Annotated in this window: 19 protein-coding genes; 11 read left to right on the top strand and 8 right to left on the bottom strand. The window is 71.6% G+C overall.

Going from position 1 to position 23,584, the window contains the following annotated elements; translation table 11 throughout:
- A complete protein-coding gene (locus AOP78_RS03110; protein WP_062201441.1) occupies nucleotides 1-483 on the top strand; it encodes a hypothetical protein in 483 nt (160 codons plus the stop codon).
- 642 nt (nucleotides 484-1,125) lie between these two features.
- On the opposite strand, the gene hutI is transcribed toward AOP78_RS03110, so the two are convergent.
- Genes hutI through hutH form a run of 5 tightly spaced genes read right to left on the bottom strand, consistent with a single transcriptional unit; the run spans nucleotide 1,126 to nucleotide 8,217 of the window.
- Nucleotides 1,126-2,307, bottom strand: coding sequence for an imidazolonepropionase (gene hutI, locus AOP78_RS03115; protein WP_062201443.1), 1,182 nt, complete (start codon nucleotides 2,305-2,307; stop codon nucleotides 1,126-1,128).
- Nucleotides 2,300-3,616 (bottom strand): formimidoylglutamate deiminase, encoded by a 1,317-nt coding sequence (locus tag AOP78_RS03120; RefSeq protein WP_062201445.1) that lies wholly within the window; start codon nucleotides 3,614-3,616, stop codon nucleotides 2,300-2,302. Before AOP78_RS03120 ends, hutI begins: the two co-directional genes overlap by 8 nt.
- Nucleotides 3,613-4,908 (bottom strand): allantoate amidohydrolase, encoded by a 1,296-nt coding sequence (locus tag AOP78_RS03125; protein WP_236685270.1) that lies wholly within the window; start codon nucleotides 4,906-4,908, stop codon nucleotides 3,613-3,615. Before AOP78_RS03125 ends, AOP78_RS03120 begins: the two co-directional genes overlap by 4 nt.
- Nucleotides 4,905-6,599: a urocanate hydratase gene (hutU, locus tag AOP78_RS03130; protein ID WP_062201700.1), complete on the bottom strand. Its 1,695-nt coding sequence runs from the start codon at nucleotides 6,597-6,599 to the stop codon at nucleotides 4,905-4,907. The genes AOP78_RS03125 and hutU overlap by 4 nt, the downstream gene beginning before the upstream one ends.
- Nucleotides 6,600-6,639: 40 nt before the next feature.
- Nucleotides 6,640-8,217 (bottom strand): histidine ammonia-lyase, encoded by a 1,578-nt coding sequence (gene hutH / locus AOP78_RS03135; RefSeq protein WP_062201448.1) that lies wholly within the window; start codon nucleotides 8,215-8,217, stop codon nucleotides 6,640-6,642.
- A gap of 77 nt (nucleotides 8,218-8,294) precedes the next feature.
- Between hutH and AOP78_RS03140 the strand changes: the two genes are divergently transcribed.
- The 4 genes from AOP78_RS03140 to AOP78_RS03155 all read left to right on the top strand — a co-directional run bounded on the left by AOP78_RS03140 (nucleotide 8,295) and on the right by AOP78_RS03155 (nucleotide 14,191).
- A complete protein-coding gene (locus tag AOP78_RS03140) occupies nucleotides 8,295-9,092 on the top strand; it encodes an IclR family transcriptional regulator (RefSeq protein ID WP_236685271.1) in 798 nt (265 codons plus the stop codon).
- Nucleotides 9,093-9,166: 74 nt separating this feature from the next.
- Nucleotides 9,167-9,769, top strand: a complete 603-nt coding sequence (locus AOP78_RS03145) for a VanZ family protein (protein WP_062201450.1) — start codon at nucleotides 9,167-9,169, stop codon at nucleotides 9,767-9,769.
- A gap of 111 nt (nucleotides 9,770-9,880) precedes the next feature.
- Nucleotides 9,881-10,957 carry a tRNA 2-thiouridine(34) synthase MnmA gene (mnmA, locus tag AOP78_RS03150; RefSeq protein ID WP_062201453.1) on the top strand — a complete coding sequence of 359 codons (1,077 nt, stop codon included), beginning with the start codon at nucleotides 9,881-9,883 and terminating at the stop codon, nucleotides 10,955-10,957.
- 216 nt (nucleotides 10,958-11,173) lie between these two features.
- On the top strand, nucleotides 11,174-14,191 hold the full coding sequence (locus AOP78_RS03155) for an AfsR/SARP family transcriptional regulator (RefSeq protein ID WP_062201455.1): 3,018 nt from the start codon (nucleotides 11,174-11,176) through the stop codon (nucleotides 14,189-14,191).
- A 13-nt stretch (nucleotides 14,192-14,204) separates the two neighbouring features.
- On the opposite strand, the gene AOP78_RS03160 is transcribed toward AOP78_RS03155, so the two are convergent.
- Entirely contained in the window at nucleotides 14,205-14,408 is a 204-nt protein-coding gene (locus tag AOP78_RS03160; RefSeq protein WP_062201457.1) for a hypothetical protein, read from the bottom strand.
- Between the two features lie 134 nt (nucleotides 14,409-14,542).
- Entirely contained in the window at nucleotides 14,543-14,962 is a 420-nt protein-coding gene (locus tag AOP78_RS03165; protein ID WP_062201459.1) for a hypothetical protein, read from the bottom strand.
- Between the two features lie 364 nt (nucleotides 14,963-15,326).
- Here AOP78_RS03165 and AOP78_RS03170 point away from each other — a divergent pair, with 364 nt between their 5' ends.
- The 5 genes from AOP78_RS03170 (at nucleotide 15,327) to AOP78_RS03190 (ending at nucleotide 21,262) form a co-directional block, all read left to right on the top strand.
- Nucleotides 15,327-16,673, top strand: a complete 1,347-nt coding sequence (locus AOP78_RS03170; RefSeq protein WP_062201462.1) for an ABC transporter substrate-binding protein — start codon at nucleotides 15,327-15,329, stop codon at nucleotides 16,671-16,673.
- 72 nt (nucleotides 16,674-16,745) lie between these two features.
- A complete protein-coding gene (locus tag AOP78_RS03175; protein ID WP_062201464.1) occupies nucleotides 16,746-17,777 on the top strand; it encodes a carbohydrate ABC transporter permease in 1,032 nt (343 codons plus the stop codon).
- Nucleotides 17,777-18,631 carry a carbohydrate ABC transporter permease gene (locus AOP78_RS03180; protein ID WP_062201467.1) on the top strand — a complete coding sequence of 285 codons (855 nt, stop codon included), beginning with the start codon at nucleotides 17,777-17,779 and terminating at the stop codon, nucleotides 18,629-18,631. Before AOP78_RS03175 ends, AOP78_RS03180 begins: the two co-directional genes overlap by 1 nt.
- Nucleotides 18,632-18,685: 54 nt before the next feature.
- Nucleotides 18,686-19,723 (top strand): LacI family DNA-binding transcriptional regulator, encoded by a 1,038-nt coding sequence (locus AOP78_RS03185; protein WP_236685272.1) that lies wholly within the window; start codon nucleotides 18,686-18,688, stop codon nucleotides 19,721-19,723.
- A 72-nt stretch (nucleotides 19,724-19,795) separates the two neighbouring features.
- Nucleotides 19,796-21,262: an amidohydrolase gene (locus tag AOP78_RS03190; protein ID WP_083979799.1), complete on the top strand. Its 1,467-nt coding sequence runs from the start codon at nucleotides 19,796-19,798 to the stop codon at nucleotides 21,260-21,262.
- 55 nt (nucleotides 21,263-21,317) lie between these two features.
- Here AOP78_RS03190 and AOP78_RS03195 read toward each other — a convergent pair whose 3' ends face one another.
- Nucleotides 21,318-21,875, bottom strand: a complete 558-nt coding sequence (locus AOP78_RS03195; protein WP_062201473.1) for a TetR family transcriptional regulator — start codon at nucleotides 21,873-21,875, stop codon at nucleotides 21,318-21,320.
- A 53-nt stretch (nucleotides 21,876-21,928) separates the two neighbouring features.
- Between AOP78_RS03195 and AOP78_RS03200 the strand changes: the two genes are divergently transcribed.
- The gene (locus tag AOP78_RS03200) at nucleotides 21,929-23,575 is read left to right on the top strand and encodes an FAD-binding protein (protein WP_062201475.1); all 1,647 of its coding nucleotides are present in this window, start codon (nucleotides 21,929-21,931) and stop codon (nucleotides 23,573-23,575) included.
- Nucleotides 23,576-23,584: the final 9 nt, after the last annotated feature.

Genomic DNA, 23,584 nt, shown 5'->3' on the forward strand with positions numbered 1-23,584 from the left:
ATGCCCACGCTCGTGCATTCCAGGAAGGCGGCGCTCGCCGCAGGCATCACGGTCGTCGCGGGGGTGATCACGGTCGCGGCCGCGGCTCTCCTCGAGGTGCCGACGCAGTCTGTCGCGATGCCTGCGGACGACGCGTCCGCGGAAGCGGTCGTGCAGGCCTACCTGGAGGCGCTGAACGGCCACGACTGCGACACCGCGGCGGCGCTCGCTGATGCAGACTTCGCCTCGACCGCGCTCCAGTGGTGCGATGCCGTCGCCGGCCTCGACGACATCGACGTGTCGCAGGCGACCGAGGAGGACCCCTTCTGGAGCGGCCTGCCCTCAGACGTCGAGACCGTCTCCGTCGCCGTCGAGTTCGACCTCGACTGGCGGCTCTTCCACGACGACGGCTCGATGCCTGAGGGGCACACCGTGTGGGGTTACCTCCTGAGCCGCGACTCCGCTGATGCGCCCTGGCGCATCTACGACAACGGCCTGGGCTGACTGGGGCATTCCGTTCGGTCCGTTCCGGGCTCGATCCCTGACGCTGCTCTCCGCGGGCTGGAAAAGGTGGCGTAGCGTGCTCGTGAGAGGTAGCGTCTCGCTGCTGCGATGGCTGCCCTGGCTGCATGAAGTCCCTGATCAGAGCCGTCGAGCGTGAGCTTGACGAGCTCCTGAGCATGGCTCCCGCCGTCGCGCTGCATGGACCCCAGGGAGTGGGGCAGGCGGACGCCGTACCTCGTCGCGCAGATTCCGTTCGGCTGCTGGACGGCGCGGTGCTGCGACGCGTATCGCAGGCCGGACGGTGTCGCCGTGGTGCCGCTTGCGCTCCTCGGGCTCCGACGCGGTGGCGTTAGGGCGCCGGCTCCGGTGTGTGCGGGGCCGCTCATGCCGGCTCGCTGGGCTTCTCCGCGCTTGCGCGGACACTTTCTGACACATCGCGTGGTGGCTCCGCGGCGTGTTGCGAGAGACACGCCGCCCGGCGCGGCCCCCTTGTGTCAGAAAACGTCCCGACGAGGTGCACAGCGACCCCGCTGGGTGGATTGAGAGCTAGCGGGCTTGCTGATTGATGTCTCGCTTGGCGGACGCTCCGACACCACCCGGTGTACCCACACAACCCGGCTTGTTCGCGCGAACTCCTCCTGGTCAGCCCGCCCGGTGCTCCCAGCGGTCGGTGACGACGCCGTCGCGCCACACGCGCGACACGAGCGGCACGCCCGGGCGGTAGGCCAGGTGAACTGGGTCGGGGGCGTCCAGCAGGACCAGATCGGCTCGCGCACCAGGGACGATGCGGCCCACGTCGATCCGGCGCAGCGCCTGGGCGCCGCCCAGGGTCGCGGCCCTGATCGCCTCGGACGGGGTCATGTGCATGTCCCGCACCGCGAGCGCGATGCAGAACGGCATCGACGTCGTGAACGACGAGCCGGGATTGCAGTCCGACGCGATCGCCCAGGTCGCGCCGGCGTCGCGCAGGCGGTCGATGCGCGGGTAGGGCTGGCGGGTCGAGAACTCGGCGCCCGGCACGAACGTCGCGACGGTGTCCGAGGCGGCGAGCGCGTCGACGTCCTCGTCCGACAGGAACGTGCAGTGGTCGATGCTCGCCGCGCCCAGCTCGACGCCGAGCGCCGCGGCGCCCGACTGCGTGAGCTGGTTGGCGTGCAGACGCAGCCCGAGCCCGGCACCGCGCCCGGCCTCCAGGATCCGGCGCGTCTCCGCGACGTCGAAAGCGCCCTCCTCGCAGAACACGTCGATCCAGCGAGCCAGGGGAGTGGCCGTGTCCAGCATCGTCCCTGCTACCAGGTCGACATACTCCGCGCGACGCTCCGCCATCTCGGGCGCGACCACGTGCGCCCCGAGGAAGGTGACCTCGTCGGTGAAGCGGCCCGCGACCTCGAGCAGCCTGCGCTCGGTCTCGACGTCAAGGCCGTAGCCGGACTTGATCTCGGCGGTGGTGGTGCCCTGGCGCAGCGCCTCGTCGAGCAGGCGCTGCGTGCGGGCGGCGAGCTCCTCGGAGGAGGCCGCACGGGTGGCGGCGACCGTCGAGCGGATGCCGCCCGCGGTGTACGGGGCGCCGGACATGCGCGCGTCGAACTCCGCGGAGCGGTCGCCCCCGAAGACCGCATGGGTGTGCGAGTCGACGAAGCCGGGGATCACCGCGGCGCCCTCGGCGTCGAAGGCCGTGTCCGACGCGGGAGCCTCGGAAGACGGACCGACCCACGCGATCCGTCCGTCCTCGATCACCACGGCGGCGTCGCGGATCAGCCCCATGAGCCCCTCGCCGTCGTCCATGGTGGCGAGCAGGCCGATGTTGACGATCGCCTCAGACATGCGTGGCCTCCGTCACCAGGTAGGCGGCGACCGCGCGGGCGCGCAGGTTCGCCGATTCGCGATACGTGCCCCTCACGACGGTGCCGATCACGTCGTCAGCCGCGGCGGACAGCACGAGCTCGTGAGGCTCCGACCCGACCGTGCGGGCCGACTGCGCGTTGAGGATCACGAGGTCGAGCGGATGGCCCACCCGCAGTGCCTGCGCGCGCGACGACAGCGAGGACACCGAGGCGTGGCCGTCGATGCCGCCCGCGCGCCACAGCGCGGCGGGGGAGAAGACCCCGCGACGATGCGACGCGAGCCGCGCGCCGCCCTCGAGGCCTCGCAGCTCGGCGAATGGGTCGACCACCACGTTCTGGTCCGAGCCGATCGTGACCCTCGCACCGGCATGGCGCAGGTCCGCGGCACGCCCGAGCCCGTCGCCGAGGTCCGCCTCGGTCGTGGGGCACATGGACACGGATACCCGAGCGGCTCCGAGCAGCGCGACGTCCTCGTCGGTCAGGTGGGTGGCGTGGACGACGGTCGTGCGCTCGGTCAGTGCCCCTGCCTGCGCGAGCAGCGCGGTCGGGGGCATCCCGGTGGCGGCGAGGCAGTCGTCGTTCTCCGCGGTCTGCTCGGACAGGTGCACATGAAGCGGCGCCTCGGGGGGCAGGCCCGCCACGGCGTCGCCGAGGTCCTGCTCGGACACCGCGCGCACCGAGTGGATCGCCGCGCCGAGCGTGACGCCCGGATGTGCGGCGGCGAGCGCCTCGCGAAGAGAGTGCCACCGCCTGAGCCACCCGAAGACGGAACCGTCCGTGAAGCGCTGCTGGGCGCCCTCGAGAGGTCGCCCGAAACCACCCTGGAGGTAGAGCGTGTCGAGCAGCGTGAGCCTGATCCCCGCGGCCTCGGCCGCCTCCGCGAGGGCGATCTCCATCGCGTGATCCTCGTAGGGAAGGCCGTCCGGCCGGTGGTGCAGGTAGTGGAACTCGCCGACGGCCGAGTAGCCGGCCGCGACCATCTCCGCGTAGACCGCCGCGGCGACCGCGCGCAGGCGGTCGGGGTCCATCGCCGCAGCCTCCGCGTACATGACCTCGCGCCAGCGCCAGAAGTCGCCGCCTCCGGAGTTGGTGCGGCCTCGAAGCCGACGGTGGAAGGCGTGGCTGTGGGTGTTCGCGAACGCGGGCGCCGCCAGTGCGACCGTGAGGTCGGCGGGCGTGCCGGGGGTGTCCTGCTTCCAGGTCGTCACGACGCCCGCATCGTCCAGGTCGATCACGACGTCGCTGAGCACCTGCTCCGGCAGGACCAGGCGGCGGCAGGCGATCCTCATGAGGTCTCCGCGGTCAGCGCGCGCAGCGCATCGGTGAGCGCGTCGACGCCCGCGCGGATGTCGTCGTCGGAGGCGCCTTCGTGGGGCGAGTGCGAGACCCCGTCGGGGTTGCGGACGAACAGCATCGCCGTCGGGATGTACGCGGCGAGGATGCCCGCGTCATGGCCGGCTCCTGTGGGGATACGAGGGACGATGCCGGCGCGGGGGGCGATCGCCTCGTGCAGTCGGTCGGTGAGGCCGGAGTCGAACGTCACTCGCGTGCTGAAGGACTCCTCGGAGAGCTCGATCTCGCAGCCCTCCCCGCGCGCGGCCTTCCGCGCGTCCGTGAGGATCCCGTCCACGAGCGCGCGCACGTCGGCGTCGTGCTCGGCGCGGGCGTCGAGCCACAGGCGCACCTCGGAGGCGATCGCGTTCGAGCCGCCGGGGACCACCTGGAGCTTGCCGACTGTCGCGCGCGCCTTGGTGGACGGGTCCGCGAGCAGTGCGCGGGCGCGTGCGGCCTGGATCGTCGCCGCCGCGACGAGCATGGGGTCGTGGCGCGAGTCCAGCTCGGTGGCGCCCGCGTGGTCGCCGCGGCCGTTGATCGTGAGCCGCCAGCGGCCGTGCGCGAGGATCCCGGTCGCGAGGCCCACGGGCGCGCCCAGCGGTTCGAGCTGACGGCCCTGCTCGACGTGCAGCTCGACGTACATTGCCAGGTCTGCCAGGCACTTCGGGTCGGCGCCGATCGCGTCCGGGTCGAAGCCCGCCTCGCTCAGCACCTCGCGCGCGGTGGTGCCCGAGTTGTCCGTGAGCGCGCCCACGCGCTCGGCCGTGAGCTCACCGCACAGCAGCTGCGAGCCCAGGCATGGCACGCCGAAGCGCGCGCCCTCCTCCTCGGCGAAGTTCGCGACGCGAATCGGTCGGGTGGGACGGTGGCCCTCCGCGATGAGGCGCGAGACCGCGGCGAGGGATGAGACGACGCCGAGTGGTCCGTCGAGCGGGCCTCCGCCGGGCACCGAGTCCAGATGCGAGCCGGTGCCGACCGCGGGACCTGTCGCGCCCTCGGGACTCCACACGGCCCACTGGTTCGCGTTCCTGTCGCTTTCGACGCCCAGACCCAGCCGCAATGCCGTCTGGAAGAACCACTCGCGCATCTTGAGGTCCGCATCGTCGAGGAGGTGACGCGACCAGCCGCCCCTCAGATCATCGCGTCCGATCGGCGCCACCTCCTCCAGCGCCGCGACCGGATCGAGCGCGCGCGCATCGCGCGCGGCGTCCGCGTGAACGATGCTCCCCGTCTCGACGGTGGTCACTCGCCCTGCTCCATCATGGGGACGCGCAGGCCACGCTCGCGGGCGACGTCCTTCGCGTGGTCGTAGCCCGCGTCGACGTGGCGCATCACGCCGGTACCAGGGTCGTTGACCAGCACGCGGGCGATCTTCTCGGCCGCCAGATCGGTGCCGTCGGCCACGATGACCTGGCCCGCGTGGATCGAGCGGCCGATGCCGACGCCGCCGCCGTGGTGCAGCGACACCCAGGTGGCGCCCGACGCGGTGTTGAGCAGGGCGTTGAGCAGCGGCCAGTCGGCGATCGCGTCCGAGCCGTCCTTCATGCCCTCGGTCTCGCGGTACGGCGAGGCGACGGAGCCCGAGTCGAGATGGTCACGGCCGATGACGATCGGCGCGGACAGCTCGCCGCTCGCGACCATCTCGTTGAACTTGAGCCCCGCGAGGTGACGCTCCTGGTAGCCGAGCCAGCAGATGCGCGCGGGCAGGCCCTCGAAGTGCACCTTCTCGCCCGCGGCCTTGAGCCACCGGTGGAGCGACTCGTGCTCGGGGAACAGCTCCATGAGCGCGCGGTCGGTCTTGGCGATGTCCTCCGGGTCGCCCGAGAGGGCGGCCCAGCGGAACGGCCCGCGGCCCTCCTCGAACTGCGGGCGGATGTACGCGGGCACGAAGCCAGCGAAGTCGAAGGCTCGCTCGTACCCGCCCAGCTTCGCCTCGGCGCGGATCGAGTTGCCGTAGTCGAACACGTCGGCCCCCGCGTCCTTGAAGCCGACCATCGCCTCGACGTGGCGCGCCATCGCGTGGCGGGCGTCGATCGTGAACTGCTCCGGGTCGGCGGCCGCGCGGTCGTGCCACTCCTCGACCGTGTAGCCGATCGGCAGGTAGGACAGCGGGTCGTGCGCCGAGGTCTGGTCGGTGACCAGGTCGATCGGCACCCCGCGGCGCAGCAGCTCGGGGAAGACCTCCGCGGCGTTGCCGACCACGCCCACCGACAGGGCCCGGCCCTCGGCGCGCGCCGAGACCGACTGGGCGATCGCATCGTCCAGGTCTGACGCGACGACGTCGAGGTAGCCGTGGTCCACGCGGCGCTTGAGGCGCGAGCGGTCCACGTCGACGATCAGGCATGCGCCCTCGTTGAGCGTGACCGCGAGCGGCTGCGCGCCGCCCATGCCGCCCGCGCCGCCGGTGAGCGTCAGCGTGCCGCGCAGCGTGGCGGTCGAGGGGTCGCGTCCCTCGCGCTCGGCACGCTGGCGTGCGGCCGCGGCGAAGGTCTCGTACGTGCCCTGGAGGATGCCCTGCGTGCCGATGTAGATCCACGACCCGGCCGTCATCTGGCCGTACATCATGAGGCCCTCGGCCTCGAGGCGGCGGAACTCGGGCCACGTGGCCCAGTCGCCCACGAGGTTCGAGTTCGCGATCAGCACGCGCGGCGCCCACTCGTGGGTGCGGAACACGCCGACGGGCTTGCCCGACTGGACCAACAGCGTCTCGTCGGACTCGAGGTCGCGCAGGGTCGCGACGATCGCGTCGTACGCCTCCCACGAGCGGGCCGCGCGGCCCGTGCCGCCGTAGACCACGAGGTCCTCGGGCCGCTCCGCGACCTCGGGGTCCAGGTTGTTCATGAGCATGCGCAGGGGTGCCTCGGTCTGCCAGGACTTGGCGGTGAGCTCGGTGCCCCGGGCGGCACGGACGATGCGGGAGGTCTCGGTGGCGGTCATCATCTCTCCTGGTATCGGGCTGGCTTGTACGTTGTCTGGATTAGGCGTGCGCGAGGCGGCCGATGCGGGACTCGACCGCAGCGAGGACGTGACCCTCGCGGACCGCGGTGGCCGCGGCGTCGATCTCGGGGGCGAGGAAGCGGTCGGCTCCCGGGGCTGCGGCCTCGGCCACGAGCGCGGAGGCCGCGGCGGTCGCGGGGGAGGGCTCGAGAGGGGCGCGCAGCGCCTGGGCGCGAGAGGCCGCGAGCAGCTCGATGCCGAGCACGCGGGCGAGCCCGTCGATCGCCGTGCGGAGCTTGCGGGCGGCGTGCCAGCCCATCGACACGTGGTCCTCCTGCATCGCGGACGACGGGATCGAGTCGGCCGACGCGGGAACGGCCAGCCGCTTGAGCTCGGAGACGATGCCCGCGGCCGTGTACTGGGCGATCATGAGGCCCGAGTCGACGCCGACCTCGTGCGCGAGGAACGGCGTGAGGCCATGGTTGCGCGACGGGTCCAGCATGCGGTCGATGCGGCGCTCGGCCATGCTCGCGAGGTCCGCGACCGCGATGGCGAGGAAGTCCAGCACGTAGGCGACCGGGGCGCCGTGGAACGAGCCGTTGGACTCGACTCGACCGTCGGGCGTGACCACGGGGTTGTCGACCGCCGAGGCGAGCTCGCGGCTCGCGACAAGCCACGCGTGCGCCATCGTGTCGCGGACCGCGCCCGCGACCTGGGGTGCGCAGCGCAGCGAGTAGGCGTCCTGGACGCGCGTGCACTCGGGTCCGCGGTGGCTCGCGACGATCCCCGAGCCCTCGAGGATGCGGGTCAGGTTGTGCGCGGAGGCGCCGATGCCGGGGTGCGGGCGCAGCGCCTGGAGGTCCTCGGCGAACGGCGCGTCGGTGCCGAGCAGCGATTCGACGCTCATCGCCGCGGTGACGTCGGCGGTCGTGACGAGGCGGTCCAGGTCGGTGAGCGCGAGCAGCAGCTGCCCGAGCATCCCGTCGGTGCCGTTGATGAGGGCCAGGCCCTCCTTCTCCTCGAGCGCGAGCGGCTCGATCTCGGCCGCCTTGAGCGCGGTGGCCGCGTCCATGAGGTAGCCGTAGCCGTCGCGGACCTGGCCCTCGCCGATCGCGGCGAGCGCGACGTGCGACAGCGGCGCGAGGTCGCCCGAGCAGCCGAGCGAGCCGTACTCGTGGACGACGGGGGTGATCCCGGCGTTGAGCATCGCGGCATAGGTCTCGGCGACCACGGGGCGCGCGCCGGTGCGCCCGGTGAGCAGCGTCGACAGGCGCAGCATCGTGAGCGCACGGATCACCTCGCGCTCGACCTCGGGGCCCGAGCCCGCGGCGTGCGAGCGGACCAGGCTGAGCTGGAGCTGGCGGCGGCGGTCGCTGTCGATGAACGTGGTCGCGAGAGCGCCGAAGCCCGTGCTCACCCCGTAGTGGGGCTGGGGGTCGGCGGCGAGCGCCTCGATGACCGCGCGGGACGCGGCCATCGCCTCGAGGGCGGCAGGGTCGATCACGAGGCGCGCCTCGTGGCGCGCGACGCCGACGACGTCGGCGGGGGACGGGGCGCCGGAGCCGAGCGTGACGGTCGGGGCGGCCGGGTTGATGGAGGCGACGTCGAGGAGGGTCATGCGTTCATGAAACGGCCGCGCGCCTCGCTCGCGGCCTCGCTTCGTGACGGTTGTGTCTCATATGTGAGACTGGTGACGTGGTGGAAACGCATGAGGCTCCCGGCGGCGCGCGTCCCGCGGCGCCCGCGGTGGACCAGGCGCTCACGATCCTCACCCACCTCGCGCGCCAGCGTGGCCCCGTGACCGCGGGACATCTCGCATCGTCCCTGGGCATCCCCAGGGCCTCGCTGTACCGGCAGCTGGCCGCGATGGTCGAGCACGGCTACGTGGTCCACCTGCCCGAGGAGTCGCGCTACGGGCTGGGCGTCGCGGCGTACGAGCTCGGATCCGGCTACTCGCGGCAGCAGCCGCTCGCCCGGCTCGGAACTCCCGTGCTCGCGGGGCTCGTGGACCGCATGGGGGAGTCCGCGCACCTCGCCGTCCTCGAGGGTCGCGACGTCGTCTACATCGTCGAGGAGCGCGCGCCCCGCAGGCCGACGCTCATCACCGACGTGGGGGTCCGGCTCAGCGCGCTCTCGACCGCCTCGGGGCGCGCGATCCTGTCGGCCCTGCCCGACGCTCAGCTGCGGGCCACCTTCCCCTCGCGCGCGGCGTTCGAGTCCGCGCCAGAGGGGTCGCCGAGGTCCTACCGCGACCTCAAGGAGCTCGTGCGCGTCACCCGGCGGCGCGGGTACGCCTGGGAGGACGGGTCGGTCACCGCGGGGCTCGCCTCTGTCGCGGTGCCCGTGCGGGACCACGCGGGCTGGCCGATCGCGGCGATCGCGGTCACGTTCGGTTCCCGGCGCGGCGACAGGCCCTGGCTCGCGATGATCGTGGAGTCCGTGCAGCGCGACGCCGCCGAGCTGGGTCGCCGCATCGGCGCGCGGCGGGCGTGACGCGCGTCGGAGGGGCCTGCCGCTCAGGGCGCGCTCTAGGCTCCATGCAGGGGTGACATCGATCGGGGGCTCTGATGGTGCAGCTGTGGCGCGCGTTCGGCGGCGAGGTGCAATCGATGCTCGTGCTGAGCGGCTACGCGTTCGCGCTCGTCGCGCTCGTGGTGGCGGGCGTCCCCGGTCTTCGACGGCGACCCCGGCCTGTCCTCCGCATCCTCCGCGCCGGCGGCCTTCTCGCGTGGGCGGTCTGCGTCGCGTCGGTGACGCTCACGGGCACGGGGGACGTGGGGCGGCGCTCCGTCTCGCTCGTCCCCTTCGCCGAGATCGTGGAGCTGATGACCAACAGCGTGTGGTGGCAGGTGCCGTTCGTGCAGATCGGCGGCAACGTCGCGATGTTCGTTCCGTTCGGACTCCTGCTGGCGATCCACCCGAGGTGGGGAGTCGGCCGCAGCGTGCTCGTGGGATTCGTGATCGTGACCGCGATCGAGACCGCGCAGTTCGCGCTCGCGACCGGTCGTGTCGCCTCGGTCGATGACGTGATTCTCGCCGTCGTGGGCACCCTGCTGGGTGCGCTGCTCGCGAAGGGTGCGGTCCGGGTCGTGCGGTGGGCGAGGCCTGGCAGCACCGAGGGAAATGTGGGGACGCTGGAGAGCGCGGAGGCCGCAGCGAGCGGAACGTAGGGCGCGGAGCGAGGAGCCACCGCCGCGGTGCGCTGCTGTCGGGCACTGCCGAAGAGGAACGCGGGGCGCCACGTAGACTTGTCGGGTTCCCGACGCTCCAGTGAGGTCCCCATGCGCGTGCTCGCCGCCCTGTCCGGCGGAGTCGACTCCGCCGTCGCGGCCGCGCGTGCCGTCGACGCGGGTCATGACGTCACCGGTGTCCACATGGCGCTCAGCCGCAACCGGGATCTCTACCGCTCGGGAAGCCGCGGCTGCTGCTCGATCGAGGACGCGAACGATGCGCGCCGCGCCGCCGACATCCTCGGCATCCCGTACTACGTATGGGACCTGAGCGACGAGTTCCACGACACCGTCGTCTCCGACTTCCTGTCCGAGTACGAGGCGGGACGCACGCCCAACCCGTGCGTGCGCTGCAACGAGCACATCAAGTTCGACACGCTTCTCGAGCGCGCCTCGGCGCTCGGCTTCGACGCGGTCGCGACCGGTCACTACGCGCGCATCGACCTGCGCGAGGACGGCGTGCGCGAGCTGCACCGGGCCGCCGATGCTGCCAAGGACCAGTCGTACGTGCTCGCGGTCATGGGCCCCGACAAGCTCGCCCGCTCGATGTTCCCGCTGGGCACCGTCGCCTCGAAGACCGAGGTGCGCGCCGAGGCCGCCGCGCGCGGGCTCGGAGTCTCCAACAAGCCCGACTCGTACGACATCTGCTTCGTCGCCGACGGCGACACGAAGGGCTTCCTCGAGCGCGAGCTCGGAGAGCGCCCCGGCGAGATCGTCGACCAGGACGGTGCGGTCGTCGGCGCGCACAGCGGCGCGTACTCGTACACGGTCGGACAGCGCAAGGGGCTCGGGCTCGGCAACCCGGCAGCCGACGGGAAGCCGCGGTACGTCACCGGCGTCGACACGGTCCGCAACGTCGTCACGGTCGGCCCCGAGACGCTGCTGTCGGTGTCGACGCTCGTGGGTGACAGGGCGGTCTGGCTCGCCCCGGACGTCCCCGCCGACGAGGCGACCCGCTGCGAGGCGCAGGTGCGCGCGCACGGTGCCCCGCTGCCCGGCGTCGTCACGCGTGAGGGCGACCGGCTCGTCGTCCAGCTCGACGAGCCCACCCGCGGGATCGCGGCGGGCCAGAGCCTCGTGGTCTACGCGGGCACGCGGGTCCTGGGCCAGGCGACGATCGTTCGCTGACCCGCGCACGCCGCCCCGCTGACGCGCGCTCGCCTGCTCACTGACGCGCGCACGCGGGCCCGACGCCTGTCGCGGGTCGCTCACCGTCGCTTCGAGGGTGAGGTCCGCCGTTCGGGGTCGCTCGCCGTCGAGACCCCGTGCGCGGATCGTTCTCAACCTTTACAGTGGACGTGTCAACAGGGGGAGGCGCAAGGGGCGCCGCGACTGGGGGCGATCGTGGTCGAAGTCGTCGAGGCGTACGCCGACACGGGTGCGGTCGCGCCCTCGATCGAGCTGTTCGAGGACGTCCGCGTCGTCCGCGACGGCACCCCCATCCCGGTCCAGGGCGACGGAAGGCGCGCCCTCGTCGCGCTCCTCGCGAGCCACGCTGGCCGCATCGTCCCCGTCGACCGGATCCTCGACGCTCTCTGGGACGACGAGCCCCCTCTCACCGCGCCCAAGATCATCCAGACCTACGTGTCGCAGATCCGGCGGCTCCTCGAGCCCGAACGTCAGGACTCCTGGCAGACGCTGCTCACGCGGCCGTCGGGCTACGTGCTCGCGCTCGAGCAGGAGGCGACCGATGTCGGTGCGTTCGAATCGGCGGTCGTCGCCGCGGTCCATGCCCGCGACGGCGCGACCTTCGCCGACGCGCTCGCGCGCTGGGGAGGGGAGCCCTACGCGGGCATCGGCCAGACCTTCGCGCGCGCGGAGGCAGAGCGCCTCGCCGGCCTGCACCGCGAGGCCCGGAAGGGGTGGTGCACCGAGCGGATCGCTGCGGGCGCGCCCCACGAGACGCTCACCGAGCTCGAGATCCTCGCGCGCGACGAGCCGAACGACGAGAGGGTCGCAGCGCTGCGGATGGAGGCCCTGTGGCGGGCGGGGCGGCGCTCGGAGGCGTTGCGCGTGTTCGAGGAGCTGCGCGAACGCCTTGCGGACGAGCTCGGACTCGATCCCGGCCCCGACGTCTCCGCGCTGCACCTGCGGATGCTGCGTGAGGAGCTGCCCGCGCCGTCCGCGCCGCAGGCCGCGCCCGCGGTCGGGGCGGCGCAGCCTCCACGCGCGCCGCTGCCGGTCGAGCGCACCGAGCTCATCGGTCGGGAGGAGCACGTGCGGGGGCTCGTGCGGCTGATGGCGACGGAGCCGCTCGTCACGATCGTCGGCCCGGGAGGGGCTGGCAAGACCCGTGTGGCGCTGCGCGTGGCCCACGAGCTCGCCGACGCGGGAGACGCGGGAGACGTCTGGTGGGTCGGGCTCGCTGGACTGGCCGACCCCGCGGCCATCCCCCTCCACATCGCTCGCGCGGCGGGGATGCCCCTCCAGCTCGACGGGGCGCCCGCCGAGGCGCTCGCGGCCTGGCTGTCCGCGCGGCCGGGCATGCTCGTGCTCGACAACTGCGAGCACATCGTCGAGCCCGTCGCGCGGCTCGTGGACGAGCTGCTGACGCGATGCCCCAGGCTCCGCGTGCTCGTGACCACCCGTGTGCCGCTCCATGTCCACGGCGAGCGGCGGTGGCGGATCCCCGCGCTCGGGCTGCCCGAGGGCGACAGTCTCGAGGCGCTCGCCGCGAGCGCCTCGGGCCGGCTGCTGCTCGAGAGGGCGGGGCGCGCGGGCGAGTCGTTCGCGCCGGACATGGACGACGCCGCGCACCTCGCACGCGTGTGCAGGAGCCTTGACGGCATGCCGCTCGCGCTCGAGCTCGCGGCAGCACGCCTCGCGGGGATGTCCGCGTCCGCGCTCGAGGCGGGGCTGAGCGCCCGCTTCCGCCTGCTGACCGCGGGTGAGGTCGGGGCCCCGTCGCAGCATCGGACCCTGCGCGCGACGACGGAGTGGAGCTATCGACTGCTGGACTCGCATCAGCGGGAGCTCCTCGACCGGCTCTCGGTGTTCGTCGGACCGGCTGAGGCGTCAGCGGTGATCGCGGTGTGCGCCGACGACGTCGTGGCCGCTGACGACATCCCCATGATCCTCGCCGACCTCGTGGAGCGGTCCGTCCTCGAGCACGATCGCGACCGCTACAGCCTGCTCGAGACGGTGCGCGAGTTCGGCCGCGAGAACCTCGGGGACGACGCGGGTCGTTGGGAGGAGCGGCACGGAGCCTGGATGGCCGACGTGGTCGAGCGCGTGGGCGCGGGGGTCCAGGGGGCGACCTCGGAGTGGATCCGCGAGCTCGAATGCCACCTGCTCGATGCGCGGGTCGCCTTCGATCGCGCGCTCGCGCGCCGCGACGTCGAGCTCGCGATGCAGCTCGCGGGCCGTGGCAACTGGGCGCTGCTGTCGATCGGTCGGCTCCCGCTCCTGAGGTCATGGGTGTCGCGCTCGCTCGACGCCGCGCAGGGGCGCGAGGTCCCCGCGGTCCTGCGCGCGGAGGTCGAGCTCATGGCCGGGGCCCTCGCGGGGCTGAGCGGGTTCCCGGCCGAGGCCCACCGTCACCTGGGGGCAGCGCGGGAACGATTCGAGAGGGCCGGCGACGCGTCCCAGGTGCTGTGGGTCGACTACTGGACGGCGACCGTGCTGGGCGAGCAGGGGCGCTTCTCCGAGGCGGTCGAGCTGGGGCTGCGGGCCGCGGACGAGGCTCGGCGACTCGACGAGGGGGCCATCGAGGCGAATCTCAGGGCGGGCGTGGCCGAGGTCGCGCTCGTGGGCGCGCTCGACCCGTCGGGAGAGGACCTTCTGCTCGCCGTGGCCGACGAGGAGTCCGTCAGAGGGTTGGCGCTGTGTCGCGGTCGCCGCTACGAGGAGGCCGAGCTTCGCCTCGAGTCCAACGCGGTGCTGTTGAGGGCCCTCGATTCGTCTGACGACGCAGCGCTCGACGAGTGCCTGGCGCTGCCGGCGCGGTGGCGCGTGTTCGGGCGCGGACCGCGGCTCGCGGTGGCGCTGTCCGCGGTGGCGTCGATCGCGTTCAAGGCGGGGCGCGAGGACGTCGCTGCCGCCCTCGCGGGCGAGACGCTCGAGGTGCTCGGCTTCCTCGGTTGGGAGGGGCCGTTGCCGGGGGTCCTCAGGGTGGCCGCGGTGGTCGGCCATCGGGACGATGCGGAGGAGTGCGCGCGTCTCCTGGGCGCCGCGAGCGCGCGCTGGTCCACGTACCGCTGGAGGCTGACGCCCGACTCGACGGCCGCGGAGGAGACGATGCGGGTGTCCCTCGGCGACGAACGCTACGAGGCGCTTCTCGCCGAGGGGCGCGCACGTCCGGCGGTGGTGACGGTCGAGGCCGCGGCCCGCGTGCTACGGACCGCGGCCTCTCGGGACGCCTGAGCCGTCCGCTCGGTCAGCAGACGGTGACGCCCGCGACCGGCGACAGGTTGTCGCACACAGGGGCGATGTCGTCGGAGCTGGCGGCGAAGGCGAAGCCGACACCCGCGGCGAGCGCGGCGGCCGCGCCGAGCGTGATGACCGGGGTGGCGATGGCGCCCAGGTCGAACCTGAACGACGGGTAGCCCTGCGGGCTGTGGCTGAAGTTGACGATGCTCATGGCTCTCTCCCCTCGAGTTCGTGCTCATGCACGTGCTCCGAGCATGGGAGGGGCCGGTATACCGCTGGTATACGTCGAGTATCCGGGAGCGCGGCGCTCGTGTCCCCCGCCTCCGAGCGTGCCGTCGTCGGGCGTCAGCCGGCCGGTTCGAGCGAGGTGTCCTGGACGGCGACGACGTCTCCCCACGCGTCCGCCTCGCATGCGTCCGGGATCGTCATGCTCGCGGTGGGCTGGATCCAGCCGCCGCCGGCCTCGACCCAGTCGCCGATCTTGTACCTGACGCCCGCGTAGGTGAGCGTCTCGCTCGCCGCGTCCCACGCGGCGAGCGCCCGCGAGAACACAGGGAGGGCCGCTGACGACGCGTCGCCCTCGTCCGCCGCCACGTAGAGGCAGCCGTCGCGCAGCTGGAGCGTGCCCGACATCAGCGCCTCCATGCCGCCGGAGCCGGGATCCCAGTCGTACCGAGCGACCGGGCTGTCGGACGCGTCCAGGTCGCCGTTGTCGATGGGTGCCGCGCACCCGGCGACGGCTCCTGCGCAGGCCAGCGCGAGCATCGTCCGTGTCCCTGCAGCGCGTCGTCGCATGCCGACACGATGCCATGGCGCGAGGCGGTGCGGAAGGGGAGGGGCCGGGGCGGGCGCACGGACGGTGGCGATGCGGTGTCCGGCCAGTGGCGAGTGGCCGACCGCCCCAATGTGAGAGCGCTCTCCGGAGCACGTGAACGCGCTCTCACGAAAAAACCGGTTGCGCGCGCAGTTTTGGTAACGATTGTGTTTCGACACGCGTATGCAAACGCTTGCAACGTTTGACGGGCATATCCCCGGGGCGTACGTTCAAGGCGGTTCGTGAGAGCGCTCCCACAGAGGGGTTGGGCGTTCTCGGGAATCGTCATTGCACCTACTTCACAAGGGAGTGAAAGTGAGCCTCACACCACGCACCAGGAAGGCGGGGATCGCTGCGGGTGCAGCCGTCTTCGCCCTGACCCTCGCCGCCTGCTCCGGCGGCGGCGACTCCGACCCGTCGGCTTCTGACTCGGCGATGGCCGAGGGCTCGAGCAGCGGCGACAGCGAGGAGCCCATCACGCTGACGATCTCGACGTTCAACGACTTCGGCTACACGCAGGACCTGCTCGACGAGTACACGGAGCTGCACCCGAACGTCACGATCGAGGCGAACGTCGCCGCAACCTCCAACGACGCGCGCACCAACTACTTCGCCAAGCTGGGCGCCGGCGGCCTCGCCGACGTCGAGGCGATCGAGGTGGACTGGCTGCCCGAGGTCATGGAGTACGCGGACCTGCTCGCGGACCTCACGTCTGACGACGTCGCCGGTCGCTGGCTCGACTGGAAGACCGAGGCCGCCACCGACGCCGACGGCCGCCTGGTCGCCTACGGCACCGACATCGGCCCCGAGGCCGTCTGCTACAACGCGGACCTCTTCGAGGCGGCCGGTCTGCCGACCGACCCGACCGAGGTCGCGGCCCTCCTCGAGGGCGACTGGGACACCTTCTTCTCCGTCGGCGAGGACTACGTCGCCGGTGGCGGCGGTGCCTGGTTCGACAGTGCTGGCGCGATCTACCAGGGCATGATCAACCAGGTCGCGGACGCCTACGAGGACCCGGACACGGGTGACATCATCGACATCGCCAACTCGGACGCCGCGGGCGTGTTCACCTCGGTGACCGACGCCTCGGCCGACCTCTCGGCGCACCTGTCGCAGTGGTCGGACGACTGGTACGCGGCCCTCGCCAACGAGGACTTCGCGACGATGCTCTGCCCGGGCTGGATGCTCGGCGTGATCCAGGGTGCCGCTCCTGACAGCACCGGCTGGAACGTCGCGGACGTCTTCCCCGGCGGCGGCGGCAACTGGGGCGGTTCGTACCTGACCGTTCCCGCCGACGGCGCCAACGTCGAGGCTGCGACCGAGTTCGCCGCCTGGCTGACCGCTCCCGAGCAGCAGCTCAAGGCTCTCGCCAACGCGGGTACCTTCCCGAGCCAGAACGAGGCCCTCACCGACGAGACCGCCCTGAACGACGCCTTCGCGTCGGGTGACTCGCCGACCAAGGCCGAGTACTTCAACACCGACTCGCTCGGCACGATCTTCTCCAACCGTGCCAACGCGATCACCGTGTCGCCCTACAAGGGCACGTCCTACTTCGACGTGAACGACATCATCCAGAACGCGCTGACCCGCGTCGAGGACGGTTCGCAGGACGCCACGACGTCCTGGGACCAGGCCCTCAACGAGATCGCCGCTCTCGGCTAACCACGCCGCGGTCCCGGGCCGCCTCCGCAAGGGGGCGGCCCGGGTCGCAGCGGTCACCTCGAAGGACCCCTCATGACCACCACCCTGCAGCGCCCTGACCGTCCCACGGACGAGCAGCGGCAGTCCGGCGGAAAGGCCAAGCTGACCCTCCGTCAGCGCCTCGGCCGCTGGGACGTCAAGTATTCGCCGTACCTCTACATCGCGCCGTTCTTCATCGTCTTCGGCATCACGGGACTCTTCCCGATCCTCTACACCGCGTTCATCTCGATGATGGACTGGGACCAGGTGCGCAACACCGGTGAGTTCATCGGCCTCGACCAGTTCGCGTTCGTCCTGCAGGACCGCGAGTTCTGGATCGCTCTGCGCAACACCTTCTCGATCTTCCTGCTGTCCTCCGTCCCGCAGCTGATCGTCGCGACCTTCATCGCCGCGATGCTCGATCAGAACCTGCGCGCGAAGACGTTCTGGCGCATGGGAGTCCTGCTGCCGTACGTCGTCGCCCCGGTGGCGGTGGCCCTCATCTTCTCCAACATGTTCGGCGACAAGTACGGGCTCGTGAACTCGGTCCTCAACGACCTCGGGTTCCAGTCGATCCTGTGGCACACGGACGTGATCCCCAGCCACATCGCGATCGCCACGATGGTGAACTTTCGCTGGACCGGCTACAACGCCCTGATCCTGCTCGCGGCGATGCAGGCCATCCCGCGCGACCTCTACGAGGCCGCCGCGCTCGACGGCGCGGGAACGTCCAGGCGGTTCTTCTCCGTGACGATGCCGCAGATCCGCCCGACGCTGGTGTTCGTCATCATCACCTCGACGATCGGCGGTCTGCAGATCTTCGACGAGCCGCGCATGTACGACACGTACGGCCTCGGCGGAGCCAACAAGCAGTGGCTCACGATCACGATGTACCTCTACAACACCGGTTGGGTGAAGTTCAACTTCGGTCGCGCGGCAGCGGTCGCGTGGATCCTCTTCCTCATCATCGTGACCATCAGCCTCGTCAACTTCTTCCTCACGCAGAGGCTCATCGCCAGCGACACCGTCGCCAAGAAGGCGAAGCCGAAGCAGAAGCAGCTCTCCGCCTCGAAGGGAGGCAAGTGATGGCACGCCGCAAGACCTCCACGTCCATCAGCTCAGGTCGCCCGTCCTGGTTCGTCTACGGCGCGCTGGCCGTGGTCCTCGCCACCGCGATCTTCCCGTTCTACTGGTCCTTCCTCATCGGCTCGGGCGACCAGTCGACCATCTACGACCAGAACATGTCGTGGTGGCCGGGGGGCAACTTCCTCGCGAACGCGGCCGCCGTGATCTCGAACCCGGCCGTGAGCTTCTGGAAGGCGCTGTCGAACTCGATCATCGTGTCGACGACGACCGCCGTCAGCACGGTCGTGCTGTCCACGCTCGCCGGATTCGCGTTCGCGAAGCTCCGCTTCAAGGGCTCGGGCCCTCTGCTCGTCGCGGTCATCGCGACCATGGCGGTGCCGGTGCAGCTCGGCGTCGTCCCGCTGTACATCCTCATGCAGAAGTTCGGCTGGACCGGGTCGCTCGGCGCGGTCATCATCCCCGCGCTCGTCACGGCGTTCGGCGTGTTCTGGATGACGCAGTACCTGTCCCAGTCGCTGCCCACGGAGCTCATCGAGGCGGCGCGCGTCGACGGATGCTCGATGATCCGTACCTTCTGGCACGTCGGCCTTCCGGCGGCGCGCCCCGCGGCCGCGATGCTCGCGCTGTTCACCTTCGTGACGACGTGGAACAACTTCTTCTGGCCGTTCATCGTGCTCGACCCGAAGAACCCGACGCTGCCGGTGGCGCTGTCGCTGCTCCAGGCGAACTACTTCGTGGACTACTCGCTCGTACTCGCGGGCGTGCTGCTCGCCACGCTGCCGCTGCTGCTGCTGTTCATCTTCACGGGCAAGCAGCTGGTGTCCGGCATCATGCAGGGCGCGGTCAAGGGATAGTCCGGTGATCGCTTCCTCGTTGGTCAGGCGTGGGGCCTCTGGAATCATGACCCCATGCCCGACCCCGGAGAAGAGACCGACATGAGCGCCGTGCGTCACGTGGCGCCGACCCTCGAGATGGTGGCCGCGCGGGCCGGGGTGTCCCGGGCGACCGTCTCGAGGGTGGTCAACGGCTCCGACAAGGTGAACCCTGCCTCGGTCGAGTCGGTGCGAGCCGCCATCTCCGAGCTCGGGTACGTGCCCAACCGCGCGGCACGCTCGCTCGCCTCCGCGCAGAGCCACGCGATCGCTCTCGTGGTGCCCGAGGACATCACGAGGTTCTTCGGCGACGTGTTCTTCGCGTCGATCGTGGCGGGCATCAACGATCGGCTCGAGCAGTCGGACTACGTCCTCAACCTCATGGTGGCGAGCTCCGACCCTGGTGCGAAGAACTCCCGCTACCTCATGGGCGGCGCCGTGGACGGCGCGGTGGTGGTCTCGCACCACACGTCGGACCACTTCCTGGAGCGCATCGGCGACGCGATCCCCCTGGTCTTCGGAGGCCGTCCGGGCCTCGACAAGATCGACACCTGGGTGGTCGACGTCGACAACGAGGAGGGCGGCGCGGTCGCGGCCTCGCGTCTCGTCGAGCGCGGCTGCAGGCATGTCGCGACGATCAGCGGCCCCACCGACATGCAGTCGGCCAACGAGCGCACGCGAGGCTGGCGCCGCGTGGTCGCTGCCGCGGGCCTCGAGCCGGGCCCCGCCATCAGCGGAGACTTCACCGCGCTGGGCGGCGCCCAGGCGATGCGCGAGCTGCTGGCCCGGTATCCGGAGGTCGACGGGGTGTTCGTCGCGTCGGACCTCATGGCGTCGGCCGCTCTGCCCGTGCTCCTGGACAGCGGACGTCGGATACCCGAGGACGTCGCGGTGGTCGGCTACGACGACAGCCCTCACGCGGTGCAGGGCCCCGTGCAGCTCACGACCGTCAAGCAGCCGTCCGAGGCGATGGGGCGCGAGATGGCCGACATCCTCCTCGACGTGCTCGCGGGCAACGAGCGCCCGTGGTCGACGATCCTGCCGATCGAGCTCGTGGAGCGCGACTCCGCCTGACGGGTCGTCCGGGCGCGCCCGGGGTTCGGAGTAATGTCGCCCTCGTCCCCCCAGATCGACGAGGAGAACAGCGTGACGCTGGTGCTGAGGTCCGTCCGGCTCGTGGGCGGGGGAGACCTGCCCATGGACGTCGTGGTCGAGGGTGACCGCATCGCGGGGATCGTGCCGGCGGGGCAGGCCCCGACGGACGATGCGGAGGCGATCGACCTGGCGGGCCGCTGGGTCATGCCGGGTCTCGCTGACAATCACGCGCACTTCACCACGTGGGCGCACCACCTCGCGCGCCTGGACGTGTCGGGCACACGCGAGCCCGAGGAGGCCGCGGAGCGGGTCCGGGAGGCGCTGTCGGCGTCGCCTCCGTCGGAGGCGACGTTCGTGGGCCGCGGTTTCCAGGACGCCCTGTGGTCTCGCGAGGCCACGGGGACGATGCTGGACGACGCGGCCGGCGACGCGGGGCACGCGGGGCGCCCGGTGGTGCTGTACGCGCACGACCTTCACACGGTGTGGATCAACGCGGCTGCTGCCGAGCGATTCGGGGCGCCGCACGCCGGCCTCGTGCGCGAGGCCCCGGCGTTCGCGATCGAGAAGGCCGCCGACCTCGAGGCTTCGGCCAGGGACGATGAGGTGGTCGCCGCGGCGCTCGCGGCAGCGGCCGCGCGCGGGGTCACCCGGGTCAGCGACATGCACATGGCGGACAACCCGCTCGTGTGGCAGGGGCGGTTCGCGCGGGGCATGGACTCGGTGCGGATCGTCGCGAACGTCTACCTTGAGCACCTCGGGGTCGCGGCGGGTCGTGGCCAGCGCACGGGCGACGTCGTCCCCGGTACCGCGGGGATGGTGACCGTCGGCTCGCTCAAGCTGATCTCCGATGGGGCGCTGAACTCGGGCACGGCGCTGTGCCACGACGCGGACCTCAACGGCAGCCATGGCCACGCGGAGTACACCGAGGAGGAGCTGCACCGCATCCTGCGGGATGCGGACGCGGCGGGCTTCACGATCGCGCTGCACGCGATCGGCGATCTCGCTGTCGCGCGCGCGCTCGACGCCTTCGAGGCCACCGGCGCCCGTGGCACGATCGAGCACGCGCAGCTCGTCGCCGACGAGGACCTGGCGAGATTCGCCGAGCTCGGCGTGATCGCGGCGGTGCACCCCGAGCACCTGCTCGACGATCGCGACGTCACCGACCGGCTGTGGGCGGGCCGCACCCGGCGTGCCTTCCCGTACCGGGCGCTCCAGGAGGCCGGCGCGACCCTCACCTTCGGCTCCGACGCTCCGGTGGCGCCCCTGGACCCGTGGCTCGCGATCGCGGCGGCGGTCTTCCGCACGCGCGACGGCCGCGAGCCGTGGGAGATCGACAATGCGCTGGACGTGCGCACGGCGCTCGAGGCGTCGTGGGTGGCCCCGGAGCTCGAGGTGGGTGGAGCAGCCGACCTCGTCGTCACGGACGTCGATCCGTTCGTCGCGGACGTCGAGACGATGCGCGCGATGCCGGTCGCGCTCACCGTGTGCGCGGGCCGGGTGACCTACCAGGCCTCCTAGAGCCCGGGTCAGGGTGCGCCGCGACGGCGGACGCGCGGTCTCCCCGTTCGCGGGGTCAGCGCCCCGAGAGCCCTCGCTCGAGGATCTCCCAGGCATGCTCGGCGCTCGTCTCGCGCTGCTCGGGAGGGACCGAGCACGTCAACGCCGTGACCATCGAGAGGGTCATCACGAGGTCGTCCACGGTGACGTCCTCGCGGAGCCGGCCCGTGGCCTGCGCGTGCTCGCGCGCGGCGGTGAGCAGGACGCGCATGCGAGCCTCGAGCGATGTGAGGCGCGGATCGTCTGGCGAGCTCGTGGCGAAGGACATCAGGGGCGCGATGCCTTGGACGCGGTGCGAGACCTCGTGGCCGAGCCTGCGCAGTGACATAGGGCTGTGCTGCGCGGCGAGGGTCTCGAGCTGGGTCATGTTCTCGTCGAACACGGCGAAGGCCAGCGAGGCCCTGTCGGGGAAGTGGCGGTAGAGCACTCCCTGGCCCACGCCCGCGCGGCGCGCGATCTCGACGAGCGGCACGTCGATGCCTCGCTCGTCGAAGAGGACGCGGGCGGCGTCGATGAGCGCGCGGCGGTTCGCCGCGGCGGCGCGCGGGCCGGGGTTGGCGCGAGGGGTGGCCATCCCGCTAGGCTAGCAACCGGACAACGATGTCCGGTTGCGGAGGGAACGCGCACATGCCCGGTTGGGACAGAGAGGTCGACCTGCTGGTCGCCGGGAGCGGCGCCGCAGCGCTGTCCGCGGCGGTGACCGGCGCGAGCGAGGGTCTCGAGGTCCTCGTCGTCGAGAGCACGGACAGGTGGGGCGGCACCACGGCCATCTCAGGCGGGGGATTGTGGATGCCGGGTCACCCCGGGATGGCCGCCATCGGCAAGCAGGACTCGACCGACGACATCCTTCGCTACATGCAGGAGACGATCGGCGACGTCGGGCCCGCGTCGTCACCCGAGCGTCGGCGCGCGTTCGTCGAGTCCGTCCCCGCGGTGTACCGCCTCTTCGAGGGCCTCGGACTGGAGTGGGCGCCTTCGAAGGACTACCCCGACTACTACCCGGACAAGCCGGGCGGCATGGCGGGCGGCCGTTCGATCGAGGCGAAGCCCTTCGACGCCAGGCTTCTCGGTGAGGACGCGAAGACCTGGCGCACCGCGGACATGCTTCCGCCGATCCCGATCAAGACCGACGACGTGTGGCTCATCTCGCGCGCCTGGTCCACCGCTGACGGCTTCATCCGCGGCGCGAAGTTCTTCTTCCGCACGGTCGGCGGCTTCGCGACCGGCAAGAAGCTGTTCGGTCTGGGCGGCGGCTACACCGGCGGGCTCATGGCCATCGTGAAGGACCAGGGGACCGAGGTGATGCTCTCGAGCCCCGTGACCTCGCTCATCAAGGAGGGGGACGCCGTCGTCGGCGCCGAGGTGACCACCCCGTCGGGCGTGCTCCGCGTCAAGGCGCGCAAGGGCGTCGTCCTGGGGACCGGAGGGTTCGCGCGCAACAAGGGGTGGCGCCTCGAGCACCACGGCATCGAGGGCTACACGTCCGCTCCCGAGGGCGACGTGGGCTCCGGCATCCAGGTCGGCATCGACGCGGGAGGCGCGGTCGCGCTCATGGACGATGCGTGGTGGGGCGCCTCGATCCCCGACCCCGAGGGCGGCGATGCGACCTTCCTTGTGGCCGAGCGGTCGATGCCGTTCACGATCTTCGTCGATCAGGAGGGGCGCCGCTTCACCAACGAGTCCGCGAGCTACATCGACGTCGGTCACGACATCCTCGAGCACCACAGGACCGTGCCGAGCATCCCGTGCTGGATGATCATCGACCGCCGGCACCGTCACCGGTACCTCTTCAACGCCTTCCTCACCGGCACCAAGAGGTACAAGGAGGCCGGCATCCTCGTCGAGGCCGACACGATCGAGGAGCTCGCTCCGAGGATCGGCGTCGACCCGTCCGTGCTCGCCCAGACGGTCGAGCGCTTCAACGGGTTCGCCCGCGCCGGAGTCGATGAGGACTTCGATCGCGGTCGGACCGCGTACGACAACTACTACGGCGACCCCACGGTCCGCCCCAACCCCAACCTCGGAACCCTCGAGAAGGGTCCGTTCCAGGCGGTGCAGGTCGTCCCCGGCGACCTCGGCACCAAAGGCGGGCTGCTCACCGACGAGCACGCCCGCGTCATCTCCACCCAGGGCGCGCCGATCCCCGGCCTGTACGCGTCCGGCAACGCCACCGCGTCGGTCATGGGCCGCACCTACCCGGGTGCCGGCTCCACGATCGCTCCGGCGACCGTTTTCGGATACCTCGCCGCCAAGCACGCGGCGGCGCGCGCCTGATCTCACGAA

Source organism: Demequina salsinemoris, from assembly GCF_000974805.1.
Lineage (GTDB): Bacteria > Actinomycetota > Actinomycetes > Actinomycetales > Demequinaceae > Demequina > Demequina salsinemoris.